At 37.7% G+C, this 4,413-nt stretch carries 4 protein-coding genes and 2 pseudogenes; 5 read left to right on the plus strand and 1 reads right to left on the minus strand.

From position 1 onward, the window contains the following. The first annotated feature begins 93 nt into the window (after positions 1-93). From HKX41_10310 to HKX41_10330, 5 genes and pseudogenes are all read left to right on the plus strand, one after another. Positions 94-174: pseudogene (locus HKX41_10310) on the plus strand (hypothetical protein). A gap of 72 nt (positions 175-246) precedes the next feature. Further along, complete coding sequence (locus HKX41_10315; protein ID NNC24533.1) at positions 247-573, plus strand: hypothetical protein; 327 nt, start codon at positions 247-249, stop codon at positions 571-573. Then, positions 530-1,246 (plus strand): annotated as a pseudogene (locus tag HKX41_10320) (ATP-binding protein). Before HKX41_10315 ends, HKX41_10320 begins: the two are co-directional and overlap by 44 nt. Beyond that, entirely contained in the window at positions 1,243-2,133 is an 891-nt protein-coding gene (locus HKX41_10325) for an HNH endonuclease (GenBank protein ID NNC24534.1), read from the plus strand. Before HKX41_10320 ends, HKX41_10325 begins: the two are co-directional and overlap by 4 nt. Before the next feature lie 590 nt (positions 2,134-2,723). Beyond that, entirely contained in the window at positions 2,724-3,956 is a 1,233-nt protein-coding gene (locus tag HKX41_10330; protein ID NNC24535.1) for a hypothetical protein, read from the plus strand. Between the two features lie 128 nt (positions 3,957-4,084). On the opposite strand, the gene HKX41_10335 is transcribed toward HKX41_10330, so the two are convergent. Continuing rightward, positions 4,085-4,413, minus strand: a 329-nt coding sequence (locus HKX41_10335) for a tail fiber assembly protein (protein NNC24536.1), incomplete at its 5' end; no start/stop codon positions are given.

Below are 4,413 nucleotides of genomic sequence, written 5' to 3' on the forward strand. Positions count from 1 at the left end.
CATACGAACCTCATTTCAGCAAGCGCCGCCTGGTCTTCCGCATCAATATACACATATTGTTCCAAAAACTTCATATAGCGCTTACGGGTAGCCATAGGGTACCGAGCTAGACCTAACAGAAAAGTAGGTCACATAAATATTATTGCCTCCAGTATGGCGGAATGTGAACAAAGGCTGAACTACATTACAGGTAGAACTGATATTCCAATCAAAATCTCTGTCGCTCAAAAGTTGGACTTGGAAGCAATGGTCAAACCATTGGTTGGAATCATCATGGGATCAGACTCTGACTTGCCGGTAATGTCTGCCGCATGTGCGGTTTTAAAAGATTTTGGCGTTCCATTTGAAGTGACAATAGTCTCTGCTCATAGAACTCCACATAGGATGTCAGCATATGCTATTTCCGCAAGCAAGCGTGGAATTAAAACAATTATCGCTGGAGCTGGTGGGGCTGCTCACTTGCCAGGTATGGTGGCTGCAATGACACCACTTCCTGTCATCGGTGTGCCCGTAAAAGGTTCTTGTCTAGCTCGAATTCATTTCAGCATTTATTGGTTGTATGAGAGTAGATAGAAAAAGACAACTCTGGCTTGAAGCTATCAAAAAACTAAGTAGTGATGAAAACTTTTCAAATATGGAACTCATCAGCCTCATTTCTAAATATGAAGAGTTAAGACGTAATGAACCACAGATTCAAGTGGACGATGATAAATTCACTAAATTGTTTTATGACAATATCCAGAAATATCTGCTTCGAATGAGCTCTGGACATGCAATTGTTTTATTTACTATCACAAGATTAGTAGATGTCGTTGGCGAAAAGTCATTAGTTTTATTCGATGAACCAGAGGTTCATCTGCATCCACCTTTGCTCTCTGCTTTTTTACGAACATTAAGCGACTTACTCGATGCACGCAATGGTGTAGCAATAATTGCAACTCATTCCCCAGTAGTACTGCAAGAGGTTCCAAAATCCTGCATGTGGAAAGTCCTACGGTCAAGAGAAGCAATAAATATTATCCGTCCGGATATTGAGACATTCGGTGAGAACTTAGGTGTTTTAACTCGTGAGGTGTTTTTACTTGAAGTGACAAATTCTGGATACCACCACTTATTATCGCAGTCCGTTGATTCAGAGCTTTCTTATGAAACCATTCTAAAAAATTATAATGGTCAGATAGGATTAGAAGGTCGAACCGTTTTAAAAGCGATGATAATGAACAGAGATGAAGGTAAAGTACAATGAAAAAACTACCTCTTCCAGCGAGAACTTATAGCGAAATGCTTAATAAATGCTCGGAAGGTATGATGCAGATAAATGTTAGAAATAATTTCATTACTCACTTCCCCACTTTTTTGCAGAAAGAACAACAATATAGAATATTAAGCTCGACAGGTCAGTTATTTACCTACGACAGGACACACCCTCTTGAGCCTACAACCTTAGTAGTTGGTAACCTGACAAAGGTTAAATTAGAAAAGCTTTATGAAAATAATCTCCGAGATAAAAACAAACCCGCTAGAACATATTACGATGACATGCTTGTTTCATCAGGTGAAAAATGTCCATTTTGTGGTGATATAGGACAGACAAAAAATATAGATCATTTTCTTCCTATTGCACATTATCCTGAATTTTCGGTGATGCCTATTAATTTAGTTCCATCGTGCCGCGACTGCAATATGGGAGAGAAAGGTCAAGTTTTCGCAGTAGATGAGGTACACCAAGCGATTCATCCCTATATCGACAAGGACATTTTTTTTCGTGAGCAATGGGTATATGCAAATTTCGTTTCCGGAACTCCGGGTGCTATCAGTTTTTATGTTGAATGCCCGGCGAACTGGAGGCAGGAAGACAAACACAGAGCTCTTCATCATTTCAAGCTATTAAATATTGCTAACAGGTATCGTTTGGAGGCAGGGAAGCACTTGAGTGAAGTGATTACTCAAAGAAACTCTTTCGTAAAAGTTATAAGGAAATATAGTTCAACCGCAACGTTTCAGCAGCTACAGTCAGAATTTATTGAAGCAAATCTGAAACCTATTATAGATTTGAATGACTTCCCCAATTATTGGAAAAGAGTTATGTATCAGTGCCTAGCAAACTCGGAAGATTTTTTCAGAGGGATCTAGAATATGATGAAAGATAGAAAATTACGACGCTTATCGGAAGTGAACGAATACTTTTTATATGAGGAGGGCTGTTTTTACAAAATCCGGTAGTAACTTGCTAACCAATTCCTAGGCAGGTCATTGGCAACAGTGGCATGCACCGAGAAGGACGTTTGTAATGTCCGCTCCGGCACATAGCAGTCCTAGGGACAGTGGCGTACAGTCATAGATGGTCGGTGGGAGGTGGTACAAATTCTCTCATGCAAAAAATATGTAAAATCGGTAGCAACTGGAAATCATTCAACACCCGCACTATCGGAAGTTCACCAGCCAGCCGCAGCACGTTCCTGCATACGACGTGTCTGCGGCTCTACCATATCTCCTATGAGCAACGTGTTAGCAGAGCCAAGCCACAACTCTAATTTTAATACATAATGAATGATAATAATAATATTAAAAATTTCCTGTGTAACTAATTTACTATATGGTTTCTGATAAGAATCATTGCAAAGATCAAACAACTTGTATTACATTGACAGTTAAGCAGTTAATTTTATCACCTCTAAAATATATCAGCATCTAGCATGCAACCTATCAAAATGGAGAGTTTTATGACTAAAAAACCATGGGAAAGAAGACTTAAAGATTTATCGCACTTGCTCAAATGCTGCATTGATACATATTTTGACCCTGAATTATTTCGCTTGAATTTGAATCAATTCCTCCAAACCGCAAGAACAGTAACATTTATTATTCAAAAAAACAAAAACCAGATTATAGGATATGACATTTGGTATAACAATAATGTTATTGAAAAATGGAAAAATGATCCATTAATGGCTTGGGCTAAAAATTCTCGCAATACGATAGAAAAACAAGGCGATTTAGAAATGTATAGCGAGGCAAAGGCTACTCTTATTTCATCTTACATTGAAGAAAATGACATTGAGTTTATTACAAATGAAAGTATGTTAAACATTGGTATAAAAAAGTTAGTCAGACTTGCACAAAAGAAATTACCTTCATATTTAACTGAATCATCTATTATTAAATCAGAAAGACGATGGGTCGCTAATACGCTAAAAGATTACGAATTATTACATGCCTTAGCTATAATCTATGGCAGAATGTATAACTGCTGTAACTCTCTTGGCATACAAATAAACAATCCAATGGGTGACGATGTGATTTCGCCAACATCATTCGACTCTTTATTTGATGAAGCCAGGAGAATAACTTATTTAAAATTAAAAGATTACTCCATAAGCAAATTGTCATTTAGCATGATACAATATGACAATAAAATAATTCCTGAAGATATTAAAGAGCGTCTAAAACTGGTAGATAAGCCTAAAAATATCACTTCGACAGAAGAGTTAGTTGACTATACAGCCAAGCTTGCAGAAACGACTTTTTTAAAGGACGGTTATCACATTCAAACATTAATTTTTTATGATAAACAATTCCATCCAATTGATTTAATCAATACAACATTTGAAGATCAAGCAGATAAATATATTTTTTGGCGTTATGCAGCTGACAGAGCCAAAATAACAAATGCCTATGGCTTCATTTGGATATCAGAGCTATGGCTCAGAAAAGCAAGCATCTACTCCAATAAACCAATACATACAATGCCAATTATAGATGAAAGACTTCAGGTAATTGGAATTGATTCAAATAATAATCAAAAATGTATTTCATGGAAAATAGTTAGAGAAAACGAAGAAAAAAAACCGACTTTAGAAATATCAACAGCAGACTCAAAACATGACGAAAAACCATATTTCATGCGTTCAGTCTTAAAAGCAATTGGCGGTGATGTAAACACTATGAACAATTGAGTCATAGAACTTCCATTATTCTCCTGAAGATAATAATCGCCAAATAAACCAATACTCAGCTTTACAATATACTAACTAACCGCAGAACGTTATTTCATACAACGTTTCTGCGGCATATCACAAAACGATTACTCCATAACAGGGACAGCAGGCCACTCAATATCAGGTGCAGTTGATGTATCAACACGGTTCAGCAACACCCGATACTTCTTCCAGGCTTCCAGCAACGAGGTTTCTTCCTTCGTTGCAATTTCCAGATCTGCAGCATCCTGAAGCGGCGCAATATGCTCACTGGCTACCTGCATCAGGCTTTTTTTTGTTTCTTCCGCCTCCCGGATCCGGAACAGTTTTTCTGCTTCCGTATCCTTCACCCAGGCTGTGCCGTTCCACTTCTGATATTCCCCTCCCGGCGATAACCAGGTAAAATTTTCCGGATATCGTAATTTCACACTTCTTT

The sequence above is a fragment of the Salifodinibacter halophilus genome (assembly GCA_012999515.1).
Lineage (GTDB): Bacteria > Pseudomonadota > Gammaproteobacteria > Nevskiales > Salinisphaeraceae > Salifodinibacter > Salifodinibacter halophilus.

Excerpts from the sequence above, each read along its gene's own strand:
- HKX41_10315 (NNC24533.1), top strand. The coding sequence starts at position 247 with ATGGTCAAACCATTGGTTGGAATCATCATGGGATCAGACTCTGACTTG.
- HKX41_10325 (NNC24534.1), top strand. The coding sequence starts at position 1,243 with ATGAAAAAACTACCTCTTCCAGCGAGAACTTATAGCGAAATGCTTAAT.
- HKX41_10330 (NNC24535.1), top strand. The coding sequence starts at position 2,724 with ATGACTAAAAAACCATGGGAAAGAAGACTTAAAGATTTATCGCACTTG.